The sequence below is a fragment of the Klebsiella sp. HMSC09D12 genome, assembly GCF_001808475.1.
GTDB classification, from domain to species: Bacteria; Pseudomonadota; Gammaproteobacteria; order Enterobacterales; family Enterobacteriaceae; genus Klebsiella; species Klebsiella oxytoca.
Genome location: NZ_KV793502.1, coordinates 1 through 22447, shown reverse-complemented (window position 1 = coordinate 22447; position 22447 = coordinate 1). Strand labels below are relative to the sequence as shown.

The following is a 22447-nucleotide window of genomic DNA, read 5'->3' as shown; positions in this document are numbered from 1 at the left end:
GGTCCCTTCGGGGGCCGGTTTCCTGCACGGCGTCGGGTAATCGTTCATTTTAAGGACAGCATATGAAGATAGTGATCGCACCGGATTCATACAAGGAGAGCCTGAGTGCGCTGGATGTTGCAACCGCGATAGAGCAAGGTTTTCGGGAAGTTTATTCCGATGCGGAGTACGTCAAACTGCCGGTCGCCGACGGTGGCGAAGGAACCGTTGAAGCCATGGTTGCCGCGACCCAGGGATGCCGGATAGCGGTCACCGTCACCGGTCCGCTCGGCGAGCCCGTAGAGGCTTTTTTTGGTCTTTCGGGCGATAAGCAGTGCGCGTTTATTGAAATGGCGGCGGCAAGCGGTCTGGAGAGCGTACCGCCGGCGCGACGTAACCCTCTTCTGACGACTTCATGGGGTACCGGCGAGCTGATTCGCCATGCGCTGGACGCGGGCGTCAGGCAAATTATTATCGGCATCGGCGGCAGCGCGACTAACGATGGCGGCGCCGGGATGGTGCAGGCGCTGGGGGCGAAACTGCTGACCCGGGATAACCAGCAGATTGGCGCCGGCGGACAAGCGCTGGAGAGCCTCGTGCGCATCGACGTGAGCGAGTTAGATAAGCGCCTCGCCGGATGCCGCATTGACGTCGCTTGCGATGTCACCAATCCGCTGACGGGCCCGCAGGGCGCGACGGCAGTATTTGGCCCGCAGAAAGGGGCGACGGCGGAGATGATCGCCAGCCTCGATAAGGCGCTGGCCCATTTTGCTGAGATTATCCATCGCGACTTAGAGCTTGATGTGTTGCATCTTGAAGGCGGCGGCGCGGCGGGCGGCATGGGCGCGGGCCTGTATGCCTTTTGCGGGGCTAAGCTGCGGCCGGGCATTGAGATCGTGACCGACGCTTTGCATCTTGCCGATATCGTGGCGGATGCGGATCTGGTGATCACCGGCGAAGGGCGCATCGACAGCCAGACGATTCACGGCAAAGTGCCGGTTGGCGTGGCGCGGGTGGCAAAACGCTATAATCTGCCGGTTATCGCGATTGCCGGGAGCCTGACGGCGGACGTCGGCGTAGTCCATGAGCACGGGCTGGATGCGGTATTCAGCGTTATTTATTCCATTTGCACCCTGGATGAGGCGCTGGAAAATGCCGCCGAAAATGTGCGCATGACGGCGAGAAACGTCGCCGCCGTGCTGAAAATGGGCCAGGTATTATAGATTCTCCCCCGGTCGCAGTGCGCGAGCCGGGGCAGGCGTTTTAGATTCCCTGCAGCTTACAGGCTTCCCGCGCGACGTTGTCCATTTCATCCAGCAGTTCCAGAAGCTCCGGCTCCAGCTCCTCGGCGGCGGTGCCCGCGCGCAGCTGGCTCTCGAGAGTGTGGCAGAGTTTCTTCAGGCGCGGCACACCGCTGTAGCTACAGCTGCCGTGCAGCTTATGAATGAGATCCAGCAGGCCTTCCGGCTGCTCTCCCACCAGCTGTTCTTCCACCTTGTTACGCACTTCCGGCATAAAAGCGAGCAGCATCTGCAGCATTTCCCGCGCCAGATCCGGTTTCATCGCCGCCTGGCGTAGCGCCAGCTGCCAGTCGAGGGTGATGTCATGGTTAACCGGTAGGTCAACCGGCTCCGCCGCGGCCTGCGGCGCAGCGGCCTGTCCCGGCTGGTAGCGCAGCAGCAGATTGTAGAGCTTATCTTCCTCAATGGGCTTCGCCAGATAATCGTTCATCCCCGCGCTGAGCAATTTCTCTCGCTGCCCTTCCAGAGCATGGGCCGTCACGGCGATCACCGGCGTTTGCTGTTGATGAGGGAGCTGATGGATCAATTCGCAGGCGCGGATGCCGTCCATTTCCGGCATTTGAATATCCATCAGAATCAGATCCTGCTGCATTTCTCTGGCTCGTTCGACGGCGTTCTGGCCGCTGTCGCAGAGGATGACATGCTGGACTAAATCTTCAAGCAGAGCGCCGATGAGCTTAAGATTCGCCGGATTGTCATCGACGGCCATTACCGTCATGGGCAGCTTTGTACTACCGGAGCGCGGCAGCAGGAGCGTCGGCTGGGTCTGGCAGGTGGCCGTCAGCGCCGGAAGCAAGCGCGTTGAGGTCAGAGGCTTAAGCAGACAGGCTGCGATACCGTCGTGTTTAAGCGTTTCGGCGCTCACCTGGGCGTGGCACGGTAGCGCCAGCAGCAGATGATCGGCAAGCTTACGGGCTCTGGCCAGCTTATCGCGATGCTGGTTCAGATCGCGTATCGACACCGGAATGCCCGCCAGCAGGATATCGTAATGGGCATCCGGTAGGGCAGTCATCGTCGGACTGTAGACCACCTCCAGCGGCGTTGTCGCCAGCAGCTCCATGGTGCACTGCGCCGCCGCTGCGTTAGCCTCAATGTAGGCCAGCTTTTTACCCGCCAGACATTGGGTCGGTACGCTGTCGGGTACCGCGTTAGGGTTGAGATCGAGGCTGATATGGAACCAGAACGTCGAGCCGCGATTAGGCTGGCTATGGAAGGAAATATCGCCGCCCATCTCTTTTACCAGCCGCTGGGTGATAACCAGCCCCAGCCCGGTTCCGCCGTGGCGACGGGAAATACTGGCGTCTGCCTGGCGGAAAGCCTGAAACAGACGCGACTGGTCGCGCTCGGGAATACCGATGCCGGTATCGTGGATCTGAACTTCGATTTGCACTCTTGAATTGCTGATAGCGCGCTGTTCCACCAGCACGTCAATGTTGCCATGTTCGGTGAATTTAATGGCGTTGCCCATCAGGTTAGTAATAATTTGCTGCAGGCGCAGCGGGTCGCCAATCACGTTATCCGGCACATCGTTTTTGATGTTCAGGGTCAGCTCCAGCCCCTTATCGTGCGCCGAATGCGCCAACAGCGTGACCACCTCGTCGAGCGAATTTCGCAGCAGGAACGGAATGCTCTCCAGAATGAGCTTCCCGGCTTCGAGCTTAGAGAAGTCCAGAACATCATTAATGATGGCCAGCAGATTGTTCGCTGAACGCTCAATGGTGGTCAGATGATCGCGCTGGGTGGTATTTAAATCGGTTTTCAGCGTCAGGCGGGTAAAGCCAATGACGCCGTTAAGCGGAGTGCGCAGCTCGTGGGACATATTGGCGAGGAATTCGGATTTGATTCGCGCCGCTTCCTGCGCGCGTTTTTTCGCCAGGTCCAGCTCAACGTTCTGGATTTCCATCTGTTCAAGCGTTTCACGCAGGTCGGAGGTGGCCTGATCGACGTTATGCTGCATCTCTTCATGATACGCCGCCAACGACATCGCCATGGAGTTGATCCCGTTTTTCAGCATATCCAGTTCGCCGAGCATAAAACCTTCCACGCGGCTATCAAGCTGGCCCCGGCGGATGCGGTCAACGGTATTCACCATGTTGCGAATCGGCCCGGTCACGTCGCGCATCAGTCGCCAGCCAAAGATCAGCGCGATGCCGATGCAGAACAGCATCATCACGCTGGAGATGAAGATCTCTTTGTACTGCTGCAGCCGCACCGATTTGAGATCCAGCTCCAGCGCCACGTAGCCCAGCATATTGTCCGGCATCTTGGCATCGCTTCCCGGTGATTCATCCGGTGAATAGCTTTCTGAAATAATTGGGGTGCGCAAAATCATCAAATCGCCGTGACGAATCACGCTTAAACGGCGGGGAAAAGGCGCCCCTTTTGGTAGCTGAAGTTCGCCGGGATCGAGCTGAAAGTTGGAGGTGACAAACAGCCTGTTGTGCGAGTCATAGATGGAAATGGCGCGCACAATATCGGAATGGCGGCGATGCAGCACGCTGATCAGCTGCCCGATTGACTCGCGGTTTTGCAAATTCATGCCATATTCACTGGAGACCGCCAGCGGTTCGATGATACTGGCTCCGGCATCTTCCAGCTGGCGCTGTAGGTCGTTATAGCGGTGTGCGACGAAGAATATACTGAGCAGCAGACCGATCAGAACGGTTGGCGCCAGAATAAGAATCATCATGCGGGCACGAAGGCTGTAGTTGGTCATGCGGTTCCATTATGGGAGAATATATACATCATCCTTACAGGCTGCTGAGGCATTGGTTACGCTGGCTCACCCTGAAAGAACTCGTGTATAGAGTCAGTATATTTAATTGAGACAAATCTCTACGATGGCGCAATTCTACTCTGCAAAACGGCGTGTGACGACGCGCCAGATCATAACCGTTACAGTAAATGACCTTGATCCCTTTGGGCAGGGCGTTGCGCGTCACCAGGGTAAGGCGCTGTTTGTTAGCGGTTTATTACCGCAGGAGCAGGCCGAAGTGGTCCTGGTCGAGGATAAAAAACAGTATGCCCGCGCGCAGGTTAAACGCCGTCTTAGCGACAGCCCGCAGCGGCAGGCGCCGCGCTGTCCGCATTTTGGTATCTGCGGCGGATGTCAGCAGCAGCACGCCAGCGTTGAGCTGCAGCAGCAGAGCAAACGCGCCGCCCTCGCGCGGTTAATGAAGCGCGAGGTTGATGACATTATAGCCGCTTCGCCGTGGGGCTATCGCCGCCGGGCGCGTCTGAGCTTGAATTATCAGCCAAAGACCCAACAATTACAGATAGGCTTCCGGAAGGCCAACTCCAGCGAAATTGTTGATGTGGTGCAGTGCCCTGTTTTGGTGCCCACTCTTGGTGCGCTACTGCCCGCGGTACGAGAATGTCTCAGCGGATTGCAATCGCTGCGTCAGCTTGGCCACGTGGAGCTGGTGCAGGCTGACAACGGCCCGCTGATGGTTTTACGCCATACCGCGGCCCTTCCGGCTGCAGATAAAGAAAAGCTGGAACGTTTTTCGCAATCTCACGGTCTTTCACTGTATCTCGCCCCGCAAAGCGAGATACTGGAACAGATTCGCGGGGAAGCGCCCTGGTATACGTCCGACGGTCTACGCTTAGTGTTCAGTCCGCGCGACTTTATTCAGGTCAACGACGGCGTAAACCAGCTCATGGTGCATACGGCGCTGGAATGGCTGGATATCCAGCCTCAGGATCGCGTGCTGGATCTCTTTTGCGGCATGGGCAACTTTACCCTGCCGCTGGCAAAGCGCGCGGCGCAGGTCGTGGGGGTTGAAGGTGTTCCGGCGCTGGTGGCGAAGGGGCAAGAAAACGCGGCGCTGAACGCGTTGCATAATGTGACGTTCTTTCATGAAAATCTTGAAGAGGACGTCACCCGCCAGGCGTGGGCGAAGCACGGTTTTGATAAAGTTCTGCTCGACCCGGCGCGCGCCGGTGCGGCGGGCGTTATGTTACATATAATTAAATTAGCGCCGCGTCGGGTGGTGTATGTTTCTTGTAATCCGGCGACTCTGGCGCGCGATAGCGACGTTTTATTGCAGGCGGGATATACCATTCAACGCCTGGCGATGCTGGATATGTTCCCGCATACCGGTCATCTGGAATCAATGGTGTTGTTTGAGCACAAGAATCATTCAAATCGCAGTGCAGCGGCATCCACAGGCGCAGGCGACTGAGATAAAAGACGAACGCCAACGTTGATGCGGTTTGAAGGATGAAGTGTAAAAGTTGAGGCTTGCCGACTTCGGCAGGCGGTCCCTTAAGGAGAGGACAATGGTTGCGGTAAGAAGTGCACATTTAAATAAAGCTGGTGAATTTGACCCGAAGAAATGGATCGCGAGTCTGGGAATTTCCAGCCAGCAGTCGTGTGAACGCTTAGCCGAAACCTGGGATTATTGTCGAGAGAAAACGCAGGGACACCCGCAGGCCGATCTCCTGCTATGGCGCGGCGTGGAGATGGTAGAAATTCTCTCCATGCTCAGTATGGACATCGATACGCTGCGAGCGGCGATGCTATTCCCGCTGGCGGATGGCAACGTCGTCAGCGAAGAAATCATGCAGGAGAGCGTCGGGAAATCCGTCGTCACCCTGATCCACGGCGTGCGGGATATGGCCGCGATACGTCAGCTTAAAGCCACCCATACGGATTCGGTCTCCTCTGAACAGGTGGACAACATTCGCCGCATGCTGCTGGCGATGGTTGATGACTTCCGCTGCGTGGTGATTAAAATCGCCGAGCGTATTGCCCATCTGCGTGAAGTGAAAGATGCGCCGGAAGATGAGCGCGTGCTGGCGGCGAAAGAGTGCACCAATATTTACGCGCCGCTGGCCAACCGTCTGGGGATCGGCCAGCTTAAGTGGGAGCTTGAAGATTACTGCTTCCGCTATCTGCACCCGGCGGAATATAAACGCATCGCTAAGCTGTTGCACGAGCGGCGCATCGATCGTGAACATTACATTGACGAGTTCGTCAGCCACTTACGCACGGAAATGAAAACTGAGGGCGTCAAGGCTGAGGTTTACGGTCGTCCTAAGCATATCTATAGCATCTGGCGCAAAATGCAGAAAAAACATCTCGCTTTCGACGAGCTGTTTGACGTGCGGGCGGTGCGGATTGTCGCCGAGCGCCTGCAGGACTGCTATGCCGCGCTGGGGATAGTGCATACTCACTACCGCCATCTGCCGGATGAGTTTGATGATTACGTCGCCAACCCTAAGCCCAATGGCTACCAGTCCATTCATACCGTCGTGCTTGGTCCCGGCGGCAAGACGATCGAAATTCAGATCCGTACCCGCCAGATGCATGAAGATGCCGAGCTGGGCGTGGCTGCGCACTGGAAGTACAAAGAGGGCGCCAGCGCGGGGGCCAGCGGCGGACGCGGCTATGAAGATCGCATTGCATGGCTGCGTAAACTGATCGCCTGGCAGGAAGAGATGGCCGATTCCGGCGAGATGCTGGATGAAGTGCGTAGCCAGGTCTTTGACGACCGGGTTTATGTCTTTACGCCGAAGGGTGACGTAGTGGATTTACCTTCGGGTTCGACTCCGCTCGATTTTGCCTACCATATTCACAGCGATGTCGGTCACCGCTGCATCGGGGCGAAAATCAGCGGACGTATTGTGCCGTTCACCTATCAGCTGCAGATGGGCGACCAGATTGAAATCATCACTCAAAAGCAGCCTAACCCAAGCCGTGACTGGCTGAATCCGAACCTTGGCTACGTCACTACCAGCCGCGGGCGTTCTAAAATTCATGCCTGGTTCCGCAAGCAGGATCGCGACAAGAATATTCTTGCCGGACGGCAGATCCTCGATGATGAGCTGGAGCATCTGGGCATCAGCCTGAAGGATGCGGAAAAGTATCTGCTGCCGCGCTACAACTTTAATGAGCAGGACGAACTGCTGGCGGCGATTGGCGGCGGCGATATTCGCCTCAACCAGATGGTTAATTTCCTGCAGGCGCAGTTTAATAAGCCCAGCGCGGCGGAGCAGGATGCGGCAGCACTTAAGCAGCTGCAGCAGAAAACCTATACTCCGCAGAATCGCAGCAAAGACAATGGTCGCGTGGTGGTGGAAGGCGTCGGCAATCTGATGCACCACATTGCGCGCTGCTGCCAGCCGATCCCCGGCGACGAGATTGTGGGCTTTATCACCCAGGGCCGAGGGATCTCGGTGCACCGGGCGGATTGCGATCAGCTCGCGGAGCTACAGTCTCATGCTCCGGAGCGCATCGTTGACGCAGTGTGGGGAGAGAGCTACTCGGCGGGCTACTCGCTGGTGGTGCGGGTCCAGGCCAACGATCGTAGCGGCCTGCTGCGCGATATCACTACTATTCTCGCCAATGAGAAGGTCAACGTGCTGGGCGTTGCCAGCCGCAGCGATACGAAGCAGCAGATGGCAACCATCGATATGACCATTGAGATCTACAACCTGCAGGTTCTGGGCCGGGTACTTGGCAAGCTGAATCAGGTTCCGGACGTCATCGACGCCCGTCGCCTGCACGGCGGGTAAAAGGAAAACGGTAAAAACGCAGCTCAGCTAACAGCTGCGTTTTTACCCTGATAGCCATGGAGCTCCCCGACGGGCGCTGGCTTACTGGATAGGCTTCAATGGATTTGAGCTTAAGTTTCTTTATTCTTTATCTCCTCTCATCCCTCACGCTGATCGCTGTGCAAATCTGGCTGTTTTTTATCGTTTATTCGCCAGACGGATCCTTGAGTTCACACCTGATATGCCGCGCTGCAAATGCCCTTGCCATGTTTGTGCAGCTTTGCGTGACGGTGAAAGGGGAGTTTCCTTTTAACATGCTTTCGTCGCAAATCCGCTATATTGACGACCCGGTGCGCATGCTGGCGTTGGTATTTATCGTGCTGCACGGCATAGTTTATGTTTTTGTAATACGCGGCGGCTTGCCAAAACCGAAACGCGAATGGCGTGACTGAAATGATGAAAAGTGCAGGATCAATAACTATGAAGGCAAATAATGAGATGGAACGGCTGCTCGGCATTATGCAGCGGCTACGCGATCCGGAAAACGGCTGTCCGTGGGACAAAGAGCAGACGTTTGCCACCATCGCTCCCTATACGCTTGAAGAAACCTATGAAGTGCTCGACGCCATCTCCCGCGAAGATTTTGACGATTTGCGCGGCGAGTTGGGCGATCTGCTGTTCCAGGTTGTCTTCTACGCTCAAATGGCGCAGGAAGAGGGGCGCTTTGATTTCAGCGATATCTGCGCCGCTATCAGCGACAAGCTTGAGCGCCGCCACCCACATATTTTCGGCGATGCCTCCGCCGGTAGCAGCAGCGAAGCGCTGGCCCGCTGGGAGCAGATCAAAAGCGCTGAGCGAGCGGAAAAGTCCCAGCACTCCGCGCTGGACGATATTCCGCATAGCCTTCCGGCGTTGATGCGCGCGCATAAAATCCAAAAACGCTGCTCGGCGGTGGGTTTTGACTGGACCTCTCTCGGACCGGTGCTGGATAAAGTTCATGAAGAAATAGATGAAGTGATGCATGAAGCGCAGCAGGCCGTGGTGGATGAAGCTAAACTGGAGGAGGAAGTTGGCGACCTGCTGTTTGCAACGGTCAATTTATCCCGCCATTTAGGCGTCAAAGCCGAGGTTGCGTTGCAAAAAGCCAATCTCAAATTTGAACGTCGCTTCCGTGAAGTTGAGCGGATTGTCGCCGCGCGCGGCCTGGAAATGACCGGCGTCGACCTCGATACTATGGAGCAGGTGTGGCAGGAAGTAAAACGCCAGGAAACTGATCTCTAAAGAGTTTTCGTGATCAAGCGCTATTTGTGTGATTTTTTAAATAACAAGCGCTTGATTTACGTCAAAAACATTTCGCCAAAAGCGGCTATTTTCTCACTCCCCGCGTTTGTGTGGGCCTGATGAAAAGGAGGGATAATGAAAGTTTGTGGCGTCAGTCATGATCGGGTATACTGCTTTCCCGTCCTGGTTATTCCATCGTCTTTTAAACCTAACTTCTCAGGTTCAGCATGACAACGAACTATATTTTTGTGACCGGCGGGGTCGTATCCTCTCTGGGTAAAGGCATTGCCGCAGCTTCCCTCGCAGCCATTCTTGAAGCCCGTGGGCTTAACGTGACCATGATGAAACTGGATCCGTACATCAACGTCGATCCGGGTACCATGAGCCCAATCCAACACGGGGAAGTGTTCGTTACCGAAGACGGCGCTGAAACCGATCTGGACTTAGGTCACTACGAGCGCTTCATTCGCACCAAGATGACTCGTCGCAACAACTTCACCACCGGCCGTATCTACTCTGATGTCCTGCGCAAAGAGCGTCGTGGCGACTATCTGGGCGCGACCGTGCAGGTGATCCCGCACATCACCAACGCGATTAAAGAGCGCGTGCTGGCGGGCGGCGAAGGTCATGATGTGGTGCTGGTTGAAATCGGCGGTACCGTAGGCGATATCGAGTCGCTGCCGTTCCTTGAAGCGATTCGGCAGCTGGCGGTGGATATCGGTCGTGAAAACGCCCTGTTTATGCATTTGACCCTGGTGCCATACATGGCCGCCGCGGGCGAAGTCAAAACCAAACCGACCCAGCACTCCGTAAAAGAGCTGCTCTCCATCGGTATTCAGCCAGACATTCTGGTTTGCCGCTCCGATCGCGCCATTCCGGCGAACGAACGCGCCAAAATTGCTTTGTTCTGCAATGTGCCAGAAAAAGCCGTTATTTCGATGAAAGACGTCGATTCCATTTATAAAATTCCGGGCCTGTTGAAATCTCAGGGGCTGGACGATTATATTTGTAAACGATTCAGCTTAAACTGTCCGGAAGCGAACCTGGCCGAATGGGAACAGGTTATCTACGAAGAAGCGAACCCGGCAGGCGAAGTCACTATCGGTATGGTCGGCAAGTACATTGAACTGCCGGATGCCTATAAATCAGTGATTGAAGCGCTGAAACACGGCGGTCTGAAAAATCGCGTTACCGTCAACATCAAGCTGATTGATTCGCAGGATGTGGAAACGCGCGGCGTCGAAATTCTGAAGAATTTAGACGCTATCCTGATTCCTGGCGGCTTCGGCTATCGCGGCGTCGAAGGTAAGATCGCTACCGCGCGCTATGCGCGTGAAAACAACATTCCATATCTGGGTATTTGCCTGGGTATGCAGGTTGCGCTGATTGAGTTTGCGCGCAACGTAGCGGGGATGGAAAACGCCAACTCAACGGAATTTGTGCCAGACTGTAAGTACCCGGTCGTGGCCCTGATTACCGAATGGCGTGATGAAGACGGTAATGTCGAAGTTCGCTCTGATAAGAGCGATCTCGGCGGCACGATGCGCCTCGGCGCACAGCAGTGCCAGCTGGCTGAAGATAGCCTGGTGCGCCAGCTGTATGGCGAACCAACCATTACTGAGCGCCATCGTCACCGCTACGAAGTCAACAACATGCTGTTGAAGCCGATTGAAAATGCGGGCCTGCGCATTGCGGGCCGTTCCGGGGATGATCAGTTGGTCGAGATCATCGAGGTGCCTAACCATCCGTGGTTCGTCGCCTGTCAGTTCCATCCGGAGTTTACTTCGACGCCGCGTGATGGTCACCCGCTGTTTGCCGGCTTTGTGAAAGCCGCTGGCGAGTACCAGAAGCGTCAGGCGAAGTAAAAGAGTTAGAACGGCAATGCACCCATCCGGGTGCATTGTTTGTCTGGAGTTTTAGTTTAACTTGTACTGAGGAAAACCTAATGTCCAAAATCGTTAAAGTCATCGGTCGTGAAATCATCGACTCCCGTGGTAACCCGACTGTTGAAGCCGAAGTACACCTGGAAGGTGGTTTCGTCGGTATGGCAGCTGCTCCGTCAGGTGCTTCTACTGGCTCCCGCGAAGCGCTGGAACTGCGCGATGGCGACAAGTCCCGTTTCATGGGTAAAGGCGTACTGAAAGCTGTTGCTGCGGTAAACGGCCCGATCGCTCAGGCAATCCTGGGCAAAGATGCCAAAGATCAGGCTGGCATCGACAAAATCATGATCGACCTGGACGGTACTGAAAACAAATCTAACTTCGGTGCGAACGCTATCCTGGCCGTCTCTCTGGCTAACGCCAAAGCTGCCGCTGCTTCTAAAGGTCAGCCGCTGTACGAGCACATCGCTGAGCTGAACGGCACCCCGGGCAAATACTCCATGCCGGTTCCGATGATGAACATCATCAACGGCGGCGAGCACGCTGACAACAACGTCGACATCCAGGAATTTATGATTCAGCCGGTAGGCGCTAAATCCCTGAAAGAAGCCGTACGTATGGGTTCTGAAGTGTTCCACAACCTGGCTAAAGTTCTGAAAGCTAAAGGCATGAACACTGCTGTTGGTGACGAAGGTGGCTACGCGCCGAACCTGGGTTCCAACGCTGAAGCGCTGGCTGTTATCGCTGAAGCCGTTAAAGCCGCTGGCTACGAGCTGGGCAAAGACATCACTCTGGCGATGGACTGCGCGGCTTCTGAATTCTACAAAGACGGTAAATACGTTCTGGCCGGCGAAGGCAACAAAGCGTTCACTTCCGAAGAGTTCACTCACTTCCTGGAAGAGCTGACCAAACAGTACCCGATCGTTTCTATCGAAGACGGTCTGGACGAATCTGATTGGGACGGTTTCGCATACCAGACTAAAGTACTGGGCGACAAAATCCAGCTGGTTGGTGACGATCTGTTCGTAACCAACACCAAGATCCTGAAAGAAGGTATCGAGAAAGGCATCGTTAACTCCATCCTGATCAAATTCAACCAGATCGGTTCTCTGACCGAAACTCTGGCTGCGATCAAAATGGCGAAAGACGCTGGCTACACTGCCGTTATCTCTCACCGTTCTGGCGAAACTGAAGACGCTACCATTGCTGACCTGGCTGTTGGTACCGCTGCAGGCCAGATCAAAACTGGTTCTATGAGCCGTTCTGACCGCGTTGCTAAATACAACCAGCTGATTCGTATCGAAGAAGCGCTGGGTGAAAAAGCGCCGTACAACGGTCGTAAAGAGATCAAAGGTCAGGCATAAGCCTGTCTTAATCTGATATGAAAAAGCCAGCCTACGGGCTGGCTTTTTTTATCTCTACAAAAGTGGCTACTTAAAATCTACCGCCATTTGCTGCGGGATAGAAAGCCCGCGCGTGGTCTGTACGCAGCGGTCAATGTAATCGGTAAAGCGCGGCGGTTTTGGCATACCCATGCTGAGCAGCTTGTCGTTGCTGAATCGTACGTTGAGCGTGGCGAAGGCGCCGTAAAGGCGCATGGCTTTTAGCATCAGCCGTTCGTTGCAGGGGCCAAAAATAGCCTTCAGCTCACGACGCATTTTGACCAGCGTTTCATAGCTGACCTGCGCGTATTTATCGCCGACCGGCGCCTGTTCGAGGGCGGAGGCCATTGCGTTATCGATATCCGCAAACCTTACGCTGTTTTCTTCCCCCGCAGAAATATGCACCACTTCTCCGCGCGCCAGCGGGCTGACAAGCAGCATCAGCAGCGCATCGGCACAGTAATCGACGGGGATCACATCAATGCGGTCTTCCATCGAACACATAAATTTTTGCAGCATCAGCCCCATGCTGAATACCCAGAAAATACTGCTGGAGGGCTGACAGCCGTGATGAGTGTGGCCAACAACAATAGAGGGACGGGCGATCGCCAGCGGTAGGGTTGAGCATTCCTGCCGCATGAGACGCTCAATCATTGATTTAGAGTGCGTGTACTCGACCAGATGCGCAGCGCGTTCACGAAACGCTGTGCTTTCCGCTACCAGAGAATCGGGATCTGGCGAGCAGGACATCGCGGTGCCGACGTGCAGAAAGCGCTCAAGGCGGCTGACCTGAGCCATCCGCCGGGCAAACTGCAGCGTACCTTCGACGTTGACCTTCCAGATAAGCGGGTTGTTACCAAATGAGGCGACGGCAGCGCAGTTGAGCACGTGGGTAACCTGATTCAGGCGCGGGTCGTCGAGAAAGGGCTGCGGATTGGCCAGATCCCCCAGCAGAATGTTGCCTGGCGTCAGGGGCGTTAGTCTCTCTTCGCTAATATTGAATTTTCGCAGATTTTCCTTTACCCGCTCTACGGCAGCTACACTATTATCTGCACGAACTAACAGTAATAGATTAGGCGCATTCTTTTTATTCAGAATGCTTTCTAACACTGCTCCACCGAGAAATCCGGTCGCGCCAGTAATTAATAATGTATTCATGAATGCAGTCTCATTATGGTTGGTGGACTGGATTCTAGGCGCGAAAAATTAAACGGATATTAAATGGGTGAAGATCATAACGTACGGTTTATTAAGGTTATTTTAAGGTTGTTTTACGTCGTGGATCGAATTTGACCCTTCGCTATGGCAATAAATTCATTATTTCGTGTATCCATTTGTACATCATTGAAATTTATTATTTTTAAATTTGTTATTTTTATTTTTGGCTTTCAGGGTGATACATGTTTTGTTACACCAAAAATTTCAGCTATGCTGCTTAATAGTAGCCTTATTATTATCAGGCTAGTTAAATCAGCCGCCCCTGGATAGGGATATCGACCAACTGACGGACCTTTATCAATAAGGATTAGGCTTAGCCACCACGCGGCGCAGCGCAGGACAAGATCTGCGCGAGTAAATCTGCGATAATGCGCGCTCTTAACCCAATACAGAGATGATTATGCAGTACCCGATTAACGAGATGTTCCAGACCTTGCAAGGCGAAGGTTACTTCACCGGCGTTCCCGCCATTTTTATTCGTTTACAGGGATGCCCGGTTGGTTGCGCCTGGTGCGATACCAAACATACCTGGGATAAACTTGCCGATCGAGAAGTCTCTCTGTTCAGCATTCTGGCAAAAACCAAAGAGAGCGATAAATGGGGCCCGGCAAGTAGCGAAGATCTGCTGGCCATCATCGGGCGTCAGGGCTGGACTGCTCGACACGTGGTGATTACCGGTGGCGAGCCCTGTATTCATGATTTAACGCCGCTGACCTCGCTGCTGGAGCAAAACGGCTTTAGCTGCCAGATTGAAACCAGCGGCACTCACGAAGTTCGCTGTACGCCTCATACCTGGGTGACGGTATCGCCGAAGGTGAATATGCGCGGCGGCTATGATGTCCTTTCTCAGGCGCTGCAGCGAGCTGATGAAATAAAACATCCTGTTGGACGCGTGCGCGATATCGAAGCGCTCGATGAACTGCTGGAGACGCTGGCTGACGACAAGCCGCGCATCATCGCGCTGCAGCCAATTAGCCAGAAAGAGGACGCGACGCGCCTGTGCATCGAAACCTGCATCGCGCGCAACTGGCGTTTATCTATGCAGACGCATAAGTATCTGAACATCGCCTGATCCCTTCTTTTTTGCCGGGCTGGCTGATAGCTGTCCGGCAAGCACTTTATTCATATATGAATTCATCAAGCCCCCTCGCTTCAGCGTACTAGTTAAGATTCCCGCTCATACCTGCGGTGGTATAATCGATTCGTACATCAGCCGCCCCGGCGCGCTGTCGATATGTTGACTTAAGGATCGAGTTAAACATGCAGCCAATTGAGCCATCCCATGCTTTTTCTATGGAGTTCTTCTCCCTCAAAGGGAAAACCGCCATTGTCACCGGGGGGAATAGCGGACTGGGGCAGGCTCTTGCCCTTGCTCTGGCCACGGCGGGAGCCAATCTGTTTATTCCCGGACGACGCGTCGATAATGCCCAAACCTGTGAACGCATTGAGCAGCAGGGCGCTGAAGTGGAGTTCATGCTGGCGGATATTACCGACAACGGCATGCCGCAGCGCATTATCGCCGCCTGCTGCCAGCGTTTCGGCACGGTCGATATCCTGGTGAACAATGCCGGTATTTGTCGTTTGAATAAGGTCCTGCGCTTTGGCCGCGCCGACTGGGACCCGATGATTGAGACCAACTTGACGGCGGCTTTCGAGCTCAGCCATGAGGCGGCGAAAATAATGGTTCCCCGCCGCTGTGGCAAAATCATCAATATCTGTTCGGTGTTTTCTTATTTAGGCGGCAGCTGGTCGCCGGCTTATGCAGCAACCAAACATGCCCTCGCGGGGTTAACCAAAGCCTATTGTGAAGAGCTCGCTCCATATAACATTCAGGTTAACGGTATTGCCCCCGGCTATTATGAGACCGACATGACGGCGATCGTCCGCAACACGCCTAAGGAAAACAGGCGCGTCCTGGCGCATATTCCGGCCGGCCGCTGGGGTGAGGCGCAGGATCTGATGGGCGCAGTCGTCTTCCTGGCCAGCCGGGCCTCGGATTACGTGAATGGCCATATCCTGGCGGTAGATGGCGGTTATCTGGTGCGCTAGCCGCGAACTAGCCCAGGCGAGGCGGGAAACGGCGAGAGGTGAAAAGGCCATCGCGCCGCTAACAGGCGACCTACGCGATGGCGAAAGGGATCACTCGCCGCGATAGACGCAGCCCGCCGTGCAGGTTTCTTTGATCATCACCGCGCTGAGTAGCGGAACCAAAGGCTTCATCTGCTCCCAGATCCATTTTGCCAGGACTTCGCTGGTAGGATTGGAAAGTCCCGGAATATCGTTCAGATAGTAGTGATCCAGGCGATCGTAGGTGGGTTTGAATGCGGCTTTCAGCTCGGCGAAATCCATGATCCACCCGGTATGGGGATCGACTTCACCGGTAATCTCCAGGCGTACCATAAAAGAGTGACCGTGCAGGCGTCCGCACTTGTGGCCTTCCGGTACGTGCGGCAGGCGGTGAGCGGCTTCGAAAGTGAAATCTTTAAACAGCGTGGTGGACATCTTTTATTCTCAATATGGCAAAAAAACCGCCGTAGGGTACCGGAAAGTACATTTTTTATCATTAACTAAAACGGTCCTGAACACAAAATGGACATATCCATGCGGTTTATGGGAATTATATCTTTATATTACAGCAACTTATTTAATCGATTTTGTTGTTAATAACTATAACTAAAACAGGTTAGTCCATTTGGTTATTTGTTATTTCCATCCCTTCTTTAATTGTTACTATCTGCGCCGTTAACCTTCTATTCTCTTCTGTTTTATCACGTTGACAGGGCGTGAATCACAGCTTTGCTTACTGGAACATAACGACGCATGACGACACAGGCCCCACCTTCCAATTTGCTACCGCTGAGTCCGGAGCAAATGGCGCGCCTTCAGGCGGCCACGACTGACTTCACGCCTACCCAGCTAGCCTGGGTTTCCGGCTATTTTTGGGGGATGCTGAATCAGCAGCCCGGCGCGGCGGTTGTTGCGCCAGCCCAGGCGGCTGAAGTGCCGTCCATCACGCTGATTTCGGCCTCGCAAACCGGCAATGCCCGCCGCATCGCTGAAGCGCTGCGTGACGATCTACAGGCGGCGCAGCTGAATGTGAAGCTGATTAACGCAGGCGACTATAAATTTAAACAAATTGCCGCCGAGAAACTGCTGGTCGTCGTGACGTCAACACAAGGCGAGGGTGAGCCGCCGGAAGAAGCCGTCGCACTGCATAAGTTCCTGTTCTCGAAGAAAGCGCCGAAGCTAACCGATACGGCATTTGCCGTGTTTGGCCTCGGTGATACCTCCTATGAATTCTTCTGCCAGTCCGGCAAGGATTTTGATAACAAGCTGGCCGAGCTGGGCGGTGAACGCCTGCTGGATCGGGTTGACGCTGATGTGGAGTATCAGAGCGCCGCTGCCGAATGGCGCGCCCGCGTGGTTGAGGTGCTGAAAGCGCGCGCGCCCGCTGCTTCTCCGTCTCAGCTGGTTACCAGCGGGGCGGTGAATGAAATCCACACCAGCCCGTATACCAAAGAGGCGCCTCTGACTGCGACGCTGGCGGTGAATCAGAAAATCACCGGCCGTGATTCAGAAAAGGATGTGCGCCATATTGAAATCGACCTCGGCGACTCCGGCCTGCGCTATCAGCCGGGCGATGCGCTGGGCGTCTGGTATCAGAACGATCCGGCGCTGGTGAAGGAGCTGGTGGAGCTGCTCTGGCTAACAGGTACGGAACCGGTCACGGTCGACGGCAAAACGCTACCGCTTGCTGAAGCGCTGGAATGGCATTTTGAGCTGACGGTCAACACCGCCAATATCGTGGAAAACTACGCCACCTTAACCCGCAGCGAGTCTTTACTGCCGCTGGTGGGCGATAAGGCACAGCTTCAGCACTACGCCGCAACCACGCCGATCGTCGACATGGTGCGTTTCTCGCCGGCGCAGCTGGATGCCCAGGCGCTGGTTGACCTGCTGCGCCCGTTGACGCCGCGGCTCTACTCGATCGCCTCTTCGCAGGCGGAAGTGGAAAGCGAAGTCCACGTCACCGTTGGCGTAGTGCGTTATGATATTGAAGGTCGCGCTCGTGCCGGCGGCGCTTCCAGTTTCCTGGCCGACCGCGTCGAAGAAGACGGCGAAGTTCGCGTTTTTATCGAGCATAACGATAACTTCCGTTTGCCTGCGAACCCGGAAACGCCGGTGATCATGATTGGTCCCGGTACCGGCATCGCGCCTTTCCGCGCGTTTATGCAGCAGCGCGCGGCGGAAGGCGCAGAGGGTAAGAACTGGCTGTTCTTCGGCAACCCGCACTTTACTGAAGATTTCCTCTATCAGGTGGAGTGGCAGAGCTACGTCAAAGAAGGCGTGCTGAGCCGCATCGACCTGGCCTGGTCCCGCGATCAACAACAAAAAGTCTACGTTCAGGACAAACTGCGCGAGCAGGGAGCCGAACTGTGGCGCTGGATTAACGACGGTGCCCATATTTATGTCTGCGGCGATGCCAATCGTATGGCAAAAGACGTTGAGCAGACGTTACTGGAAGTGATTGCCGAATACGGCGCGATGGACGCCGAAGCGGCGGACGAATTTTTAAGTGAGCTGCGCGTAGAGCGCCGTTATCAGCGAGATGTCTACTAATGAGCGAAAAACATCCAGGCCCGCTGGTGGTCGAAGGTAAACTGACTGACGCCGAGCGCATGAAGCTCGAAAGCAACTACCTGCGCGGCACCATTGCGGAAGATTTGAATGACGGCCTGACCGGCGGTTTTAAAGGCGATAACTTTCTGCTGATCCGTTTTCACGGTATGTATCAGCAGGATGACCGCGATATCCGCGCCGAACGTGCGGCGCAGAAGCTGGAGCCGCGTCACGCGATGCTGCTGCGCTGCCGCCTGCCGGGCGGGGTGATCACCACCAAACAGTGGCAGGCGATCGATAAATTCGCCGCCGATAACACCATCTACGGCAGTATCCGTCTGACCAACCGTCAGACCTTCCAGTTTCACGGCATTCTGAAGAAGAACGTCAAGCCGGTGCACCAGATGCTGCATTCGGTCGGACTGGATGCGTTGGCCACCGCTAATGACATGAACCGTAACGTGCTCTGTACGTCCAACCCGAACGAGTCTCAGCTGCACGCCGAAGCTTATGAATGGGCGAAGAAGATCTCCGAGCACCTGCTGCCGCGCACTCGCGCCTATGCCGAGATCTGGCTGGATCAAAAGAAAGTCGCCACCACCGATGAAGAACCGATCCTCGGCCAGACCTATCTGCCGCGTAAGTTTAAAACGACCGTGGTGATCCCGCCGCAGAACGATATCGATCTGCACGCGAACGATATGAACTTCGTGGCTATTGCTGAAAACGGCAAGCTGGTGGGCTTTAATCTGCTGGTGGGCGGCGGTTTATCGATTGAGCACGGCAATAAGAAAACCTACGCTCGTACGGCGAGCGAGTTTGGCTATCTGCCGCTGGAGCATACCCTGGCGGTAGCGGAAGCGGTGGTGACGACCCAGCGCGACTGGGGCAACCGTACCGACCGTAAAAATGCGAAAACCAAATACACCCTGGAGCGCGTTGGCGTTGAGACCTTTAAAGCAGAAGTGGAGCGTCGGGCGGGCATCAAGTTTGAACCGATTCGTCCATACGAGTTCACCGGCCGCGGCGATCGTATCGGCTGGGTGAAAGGTATCGACAATAACTGGCATCTGACGCTGTTTATTGAAAACGGACGTATCCTTGATTATCCGGGCCGCCCGCTGAAAACGGGTCTGCTGAAGATCGCGAAGATCCATAAGGGCGAATTCCGTATTACGGCAAATCAGAATCTGATTATTGCCAGCGTACCGGAAGATCAGAAGGCGAAGATCGAGAAGCTGGCCCGCGAGCACGGCCTGATGAACGCCGTTACGCCGCAGCGCGAAAATTCGATGGCTTGCGTCTCATTCCCGACCTGCCCGCTGGCGATGGCGGAAGCCGAGCGCTTCCTCCCGTCATTCATCGATAAAGTCGAGGCGGTGATGAGCAAACATGGCGTTGGCGACGAGCATATCGTTACCCGTGTCACCGGTTGCCCGAACGGCTGCGGTCGCGCGATGCTGGCGGAAGTGGGCCTGGTGGGTAAAGCGCCGGGCCGCTACAACCTGCACCTTGGCGGCAACCGTAGCGGGACGCGGATTCCGCGCATGTACCGGGAAAACATTACCGAGTCGGAAATTCTCGATTCAATCGACGAACTGGTAGGGCGCTGGGCGAAAGAGCGCGAAGCGGGTGAAGGCTTCGGCGACTTTACGGTGCGTGCGGGCATTATTCGTCCGGTGCTCGATCCAGCCCGGGATTTCTGGGAATAACACCCGCTGCCCGGTGGCGTTTCGCTTACCGGGCCTGCGGTCTTGTCGACCGGGTAAACGCAGGGCCCCGGCAAAAACAGGCAAATGAGGTTCTTATGTCCGTACTCGATTTAAACGCGCTGAACGCATTACCGAAGGTCGATCGCGTTTTACAGCTAGCGGAAACCAATAGTCAGCTGGAAAAGCTGAGCGCGGAAGCGCGCGTTGCGTGGGCGCTGGAAAATCTGCCGGGGGAATACGTGCTCTCTTCGAGCTTTGGTATTCAGGCGGCGGTGAGCCTGCATCTGGTCAATCAGGTGCGCCCGGATATCCCGGTTATTCTGACCGATACCGGCTATCTGTTCCCCGAAACCTACCAGTTTATCGATGAGTTAACGGACAAACTCAACCTGAACCTGAAGGTCTATCGGGCGAAGGAGAGCTCCGCCTGGCAGGAAGCGCGCTACGGTAAACTGTGGGAGCAGGGCGTTGAGGGCATTGAAAAATATAATGACATCAACAAGGTTGAGCCGATGAACCGGGCACTGCAAGAGCTGAACGCGCAAACCTGGTTTGCGGGCCTGCGCCGCGAGCAATCCGGCAGTCGCGCCCACTTACCGGTGCTGGCGATCCAGCGTGGCGTGTTTAAGGTGCTGCCGATCATCGACTGGGATAACCGCACGGTTTACCAGTATCTGCAAAAGCACGGCCTGAAATATCATCCGCTTTGGGATCAGGGCTATTTGTCGGTAGGAGATACCCACACCACGCGCAAATGGGAGCCGGGGATGGCGGAGGAAGAAACGCGCTTCTTTGGCCTGAAAAGAGAGTGCGGGTTGCACGAAGGTTAATATGAGTCCCGGCGCTGCCCTGCGTATTCCCATAAAAGCGGGGTAAAATAGCAGAGCTCTGTTTAGCGGTGGCCAGGGCATGATGGCCATCACGCTCCTGGCTTCTGCCATCCCGAAAAATCAACAGTAAGATGGTGCTGCGATCGCTTAATCGGCTGAGCAGCACCGTATTTTAGGCATAACCGTAGCTCCTTCAACACAACCGGGTGCTGAAACTGGCATGGGAAGGCCGAAAGATAAGCTGCCGGGATTCGACTCAATTTTCTGCGGCCCGTGTTCAACACAAGCCTGGGCTTTCCTGGGTTTTGCTGCAACTAAGAATCTCATTTTATGAATTCATTATTGATTCATATATTCTTATTGTTAGTTGTGTAGCCGGCATGGATGAACAACGTAAGTGATTCATGTTTTATTACGAGCTTATCTAATAATTATCCGCTACGCGCTAATTTCTTGTTTCTTCCCGGCTTGACACAGACTACGAATTATATTTATATTTTTTCCTTCAGGGCGAATACAGAACGAATAAATTTCACATTTTCTTGCACCATATGAATACCGTAATGTTTTTCTGAACGCCTTGCTTATGCCTCTCTGTATTTATGTCTGCTGGGGATATTTATCTTAAATAAAGCGCAAGGTAGCGTCATGTTCTTTGAAAAGGAAATAGTTACAAAAGACAATTATTATATCTCCCTTGAAGGGTTAATTGAACGCTGTTACGCCAAAAGTGCCGGTAAACGATGTATATATCTCGAAGATGAACATTTCATTCAGCAATCTGGTACGGACGAGTTTGCATTCGACACACTATCTGATGCAGTTTCTTTCAGAACAAACCTTATCAGTAAATATCAAAGAATTTTCAAACTTTTTTGCGGCATTCTGGTAGATGAACCGGGAACTGCCTGTTCTCAAGAAAGCAGCACTTTCCCTCAACCGAGAAGACATCAGAAAAGCAAACGACAGAACAATTTTCTGCGTAAATTGAAGGGATTAAGAAGGAATGTTCTCTCATCATACGCGATAAATTAATGATTATTTACGAGTGAACCAGGAAAAATTGGGCCGTCGAAAACATAAACGAGAAACTTAAGAATAGCGCGGAAAGGTTACTGATTATTAAAAATGGAACGCAGTGCGATATCGACTACCCAGGCAGATCGTATGGCTGCCTCACAGGAAATGGATATAAATATGATTTACCTGAACCATCACGCTACAACTATCACCGCTTCTGCAGTTCGCTCTACCGTCACTGCGTTTTGGTTCCAGACGCATTTCCAGCGGCATACAATGCCTGCGCGCGTTTTATTGATTTACCATCTGCATCCGGTTTTTCCGAGCTATTTGCTCTCTGGTTATTGCGTAAAACGTTTGCTGCGCATGTTATTTTCGGCGGCGGGGTGGATACTGTCAGGGATGAGCTTTCCGGGCATATCTAAAGATTTTTTCGAATCGTACTAACAAAACCCACCGGATCGGTTACGTGGATTGTCGTGGCGTGCTTTCATTGGCCAGAGAAGGGTACGCAGCCCTGCCAGAGGGACAGTAAATGCCCTTTCTCACCTGCAGGTTGGCCAGCAAGCGCAATTATGACTGGCGCTTCTGCAATGGCAGAAGGATCTTTTCTGGCGGATGTAAGCCGTGGAGACGGTAAAGGATACACACGGGATAGGTATGACATGAAACGGAGTTCGTACTATGCAGGAAATAGTTAAAGCAGTGCCGCTGTTATGTTTTTTA

The 22447-nt window shown here is 54.3% G+C and carries 17 protein-coding genes; 14 read left to right on the top strand and 3 right to left on the bottom strand.

The window, feature by feature from the left end:
* Nucleotides 1-62: 62 nt before the first annotated feature.
* Complete coding sequence (locus tag HMPREF3178_RS21755) at nucleotides 63-1202, top strand: glycerate kinase (protein ID WP_004105021.1); 1140 nt, start codon at nucleotides 63-65, stop codon at nucleotides 1200-1202.
* 40 nt (nucleotides 1203-1242) lie between these two features.
* Here the strand turns inward: HMPREF3178_RS21755 and barA are convergent, their stop codons facing one another.
* Complete coding sequence (gene barA / locus HMPREF3178_RS21750; RefSeq protein ID WP_004105019.1) at nucleotides 1243-3996, bottom strand: two-component sensor histidine kinase BarA; 2754 nt, start codon at nucleotides 3994-3996, stop codon at nucleotides 1243-1245.
* Between the two features lie 124 nt (nucleotides 3997-4120).
* Here barA and rlmD point away from each other — a divergent pair, with 124 nt between their 5' ends.
* The 6 genes from rlmD (at nucleotide 4121) to eno (ending at nucleotide 12303) form a co-directional block, all read left to right on the top strand.
* Nucleotides 4121-5464, top strand: coding sequence for a 23S rRNA (uracil(1939)-C(5))-methyltransferase RlmD (gene rlmD, locus HMPREF3178_RS21745; RefSeq protein WP_017145476.1), 1344 nt, complete (start codon nucleotides 4121-4123; stop codon nucleotides 5462-5464).
* 97 nt (nucleotides 5465-5561) lie between these two features.
* Nucleotides 5562-7799 (top strand): GTP diphosphokinase, encoded by a 2238-nt coding sequence (relA, locus tag HMPREF3178_RS21740; RefSeq protein ID WP_004105015.1) that lies wholly within the window; start codon nucleotides 5562-5564, stop codon nucleotides 7797-7799.
* Nucleotides 7800-7897: 98 nt separating this feature from the next.
* Nucleotides 7898-8230: a hypothetical protein gene (locus HMPREF3178_RS21735; RefSeq protein ID WP_004105013.1), complete on the top strand. Its 333-nt coding sequence runs from the start codon at nucleotides 7898-7900 to the stop codon at nucleotides 8228-8230.
* Between the two features lie 28 nt (nucleotides 8231-8258).
* Nucleotides 8259-9059 (top strand): nucleoside triphosphate pyrophosphohydrolase, encoded by an 801-nt coding sequence (mazG, locus tag HMPREF3178_RS21730; protein ID WP_004105011.1) that lies wholly within the window; start codon nucleotides 8259-8261, stop codon nucleotides 9057-9059.
* 227 nt (nucleotides 9060-9286) lie between these two features.
* Complete coding sequence (pyrG, locus tag HMPREF3178_RS21725; RefSeq protein ID WP_004105009.1) at nucleotides 9287-10924, top strand: glutamine hydrolyzing CTP synthase; 1638 nt, start codon at nucleotides 9287-9289, stop codon at nucleotides 10922-10924.
* Nucleotides 10925-11004: 80 nt separating this feature from the next.
* Nucleotides 11005-12303: a phosphopyruvate hydratase gene (gene eno, locus HMPREF3178_RS21720; RefSeq protein WP_004105008.1), complete on the top strand. Its 1299-nt coding sequence runs from the start codon at nucleotides 11005-11007 to the stop codon at nucleotides 12301-12303.
* 66 nt (nucleotides 12304-12369) lie between these two features.
* Here the strand turns inward: eno and HMPREF3178_RS21715 are convergent, their stop codons facing one another.
* Nucleotides 12370-13479, bottom strand: a complete 1110-nt coding sequence (locus tag HMPREF3178_RS21715) for an SDR family oxidoreductase (RefSeq protein ID WP_017145477.1) — start codon at nucleotides 13477-13479, stop codon at nucleotides 12370-12372.
* 460 nt (nucleotides 13480-13939) lie between these two features.
* Here HMPREF3178_RS21715 and queE point away from each other — a divergent pair, with 460 nt between their 5' ends.
* Together queE and HMPREF3178_RS21705 are read left to right on the top strand one after the other, a co-directional pair.
* Nucleotides 13940-14611, top strand: coding sequence for a 7-carboxy-7-deazaguanine synthase QueE (gene queE / locus HMPREF3178_RS21710; RefSeq protein ID WP_004105003.1), 672 nt, complete (start codon nucleotides 13940-13942; stop codon nucleotides 14609-14611).
* A 188-nt stretch (nucleotides 14612-14799) separates the two neighbouring features.
* Entirely contained in the window at nucleotides 14800-15588 is a 789-nt protein-coding gene (locus HMPREF3178_RS21705; protein ID WP_017145479.1) for an SDR family oxidoreductase, read from the top strand.
* 90 nt (nucleotides 15589-15678) lie between these two features.
* Here HMPREF3178_RS21705 and queD read toward each other — a convergent pair whose 3' ends face one another.
* Nucleotides 15679-16041, bottom strand: coding sequence for a 6-carboxytetrahydropterin synthase QueD (gene queD, locus HMPREF3178_RS21700; RefSeq protein ID WP_004104999.1), 363 nt, complete (start codon nucleotides 16039-16041; stop codon nucleotides 15679-15681).
* Nucleotides 16042-16359: 318 nt separating this feature from the next.
* Between queD and cysJ the strand changes: the two genes are divergently transcribed.
* From cysJ to HMPREF3178_RS21675, 5 genes are all read left to right on the top strand, one after another.
* Nucleotides 16360-18159, top strand: a complete 1800-nt coding sequence (cysJ, locus tag HMPREF3178_RS21695; RefSeq protein ID WP_017145480.1) for an NADPH-dependent assimilatory sulfite reductase flavoprotein subunit — start codon at nucleotides 16360-16362, stop codon at nucleotides 18157-18159.
* The gene (cysI, locus tag HMPREF3178_RS21690; protein ID WP_004104995.1) at nucleotides 18159-19871 is read left to right on the top strand and encodes an assimilatory sulfite reductase (NADPH) hemoprotein subunit; all 1713 of its coding nucleotides are present in this window, start codon (nucleotides 18159-18161) and stop codon (nucleotides 19869-19871) included. The genes cysJ and cysI overlap by 1 nt, the downstream gene beginning before the upstream one ends.
* A gap of 95 nt (nucleotides 19872-19966) precedes the next feature.
* Entirely contained in the window at nucleotides 19967-20701 is a 735-nt protein-coding gene (gene cysH, locus HMPREF3178_RS21685) for a phosphoadenosine phosphosulfate reductase (RefSeq protein ID WP_004104993.1), read from the top strand.
* 648 nt (nucleotides 20702-21349) lie between these two features.
* Nucleotides 21350-21736 carry a hypothetical protein gene (locus HMPREF3178_RS21680; RefSeq protein WP_017145481.1) on the top strand — a complete coding sequence of 129 codons (387 nt, stop codon included), beginning with the start codon at nucleotides 21350-21352 and terminating at the stop codon, nucleotides 21734-21736.
* A gap of 132 nt (nucleotides 21737-21868) precedes the next feature.
* Entirely contained in the window at nucleotides 21869-22168 is a 300-nt protein-coding gene (locus HMPREF3178_RS21675; RefSeq protein WP_004104991.1) for a hypothetical protein, read from the top strand.
* Nucleotides 22169-22447 lie beyond the last annotated feature (279 nt).

Coding starts and splice junctions, on each gene's coding strand:
- HMPREF3178_RS21755 (WP_004105021.1), top strand. CDS start 63: ATGAAGATAGTGATCGCACCGGATTCATACAAGGAGAGCCTGAGTGCG.
- barA (WP_004105019.1), bottom strand. CDS start 3,996: ATGACCAACTACAGCCTTCGTGCCCGCATGATGATTCTTATTCTGGCG.
- rlmD (WP_017145476.1), top strand. CDS start 4,121: ATGGCGCAATTCTACTCTGCAAAACGGCGTGTGACGACGCGCCAGATC.
- relA (WP_004105015.1), top strand. CDS start 5,562: ATGGTTGCGGTAAGAAGTGCACATTTAAATAAAGCTGGTGAATTTGAC.
- HMPREF3178_RS21735 (WP_004105013.1), top strand. CDS start 7,898: ATGGATTTGAGCTTAAGTTTCTTTATTCTTTATCTCCTCTCATCCCTC.
- mazG (WP_004105011.1), top strand. CDS start 8,259: ATGAAGGCAAATAATGAGATGGAACGGCTGCTCGGCATTATGCAGCGG.
- pyrG (WP_004105009.1), top strand. CDS start 9,287: ATGACAACGAACTATATTTTTGTGACCGGCGGGGTCGTATCCTCTCTG.
- eno (WP_004105008.1), top strand. CDS start 11,005: ATGTCCAAAATCGTTAAAGTCATCGGTCGTGAAATCATCGACTCCCGT.
- HMPREF3178_RS21715 (WP_017145477.1), bottom strand. CDS start 13,479: ATGAATACATTATTAATTACTGGCGCGACCGGATTTCTCGGTGGAGCA.
- queE (WP_004105003.1), top strand. CDS start 13,940: ATGCAGTACCCGATTAACGAGATGTTCCAGACCTTGCAAGGCGAAGGT.
- HMPREF3178_RS21705 (WP_017145479.1), top strand. CDS start 14,800: ATGCAGCCAATTGAGCCATCCCATGCTTTTTCTATGGAGTTCTTCTCC.
- queD (WP_004104999.1), bottom strand. CDS start 16,041: ATGTCCACCACGCTGTTTAAAGATTTCACTTTCGAAGCCGCTCACCGC.
- cysJ (WP_017145480.1), top strand. CDS start 16,360: ATGACGACACAGGCCCCACCTTCCAATTTGCTACCGCTGAGTCCGGAG.
- cysI (WP_004104995.1), top strand. CDS start 18,159: ATGAGCGAAAAACATCCAGGCCCGCTGGTGGTCGAAGGTAAACTGACT.
- cysH (WP_004104993.1), top strand. CDS start 19,967: ATGTCCGTACTCGATTTAAACGCGCTGAACGCATTACCGAAGGTCGAT.
- HMPREF3178_RS21680 (WP_017145481.1), top strand. CDS start 21,350: ATGTTCTTTGAAAAGGAAATAGTTACAAAAGACAATTATTATATCTCC.
- HMPREF3178_RS21675 (WP_004104991.1), top strand. CDS start 21,869: ATGGCTGCCTCACAGGAAATGGATATAAATATGATTTACCTGAACCAT.